This is a genomic window from Microbacterium sp. K35, assembly GCF_004794375.1.
Taxonomy (GTDB): domain Bacteria; phylum Actinomycetota; class Actinomycetes; order Actinomycetales; family Microbacteriaceae; genus Microbacterium; species Microbacterium sufflavum.
The window spans coordinates 1-732 of sequence record NZ_SSDM01000185.1; the positions used below are offsets into that span (position 1 = coordinate 1).

The window sequence follows — 732 nt, forward strand, 5'->3', positions numbered from 1 at the left end:
ACGCTCTTCCGACCTCGCCCAGGGCGGCGGCGCCGACGGTGCGGCGCTTCCGGCAGCGCTGGAGGCCATCGCACAGGAGCTCCGCGGAGCGTGACCGGCTTCCGTCGCGGAGTGCGGCTCGGCGTCGACGTGGGACGCGCCAGGGTGGGCGTGGCACGGTGCGATCCGGACGGCATGCTGGCCGTCCCGGTCGAGACCGTGCCGCGCGACGATGCGGCGATCACGCGACTCGTGGCCATCGCCGCGGAGTACGAACCGCTGGAGTTCGTGGTCGGGCTGCCGGTGAATCTGCAGGGCGCGGACACCCCGTCCACCACGGATGCGCGCGAGTTCGCAGCGCTGTTGCAGCGCGAGAGCGGTGTGCCGGTGCGGCTCATCGACGAGCGTCTGAGCACGGTGTCCGCACACGCGGCATTGCGGAGTTCCGGGCGTTCCCAGAAGAACTCTCGTAGCATTGTGGATCAGGTCGCCGCGGTGGTTCTGCTGCAGCAGGCGATCGACACGGAGAAGAGCACCGGAAACCCGGCCGGTGCACCGGTCCCCGTCGATGAGGAGCCCGCCTGATCATGTCCGAACGCGATAGCGCTTCGCCACCGCACGACACCGACGCGCGCTTGGGCGACCTCTTCGAGAACCTGCCGGCCCCGGCGCCGCAGGTCCCGACGGCCGACACGAGCGGACCCGTGCCAGGCTCGCGCCGCGCCGCTCGTGAGGCCGCGCGGCGAGCCGCTC

General features: G+C 71.9%; 1 protein-coding gene. It reads left to right on the top strand.

Features of this window, described 5'->3' with window-relative positions; translation table 11 throughout:
* The first annotated feature begins 90 nt into the window (after positions 1-90).
* Positions 91-564: a Holliday junction resolvase RuvX gene (gene ruvX / locus DW299_RS07235; protein ID WP_136033661.1), complete on the top strand. Its 474-nt coding sequence runs from the start codon at positions 91-93 to the stop codon at positions 562-564.
* The last annotated feature ends 168 nt before the right edge of the window (positions 565-732 follow it).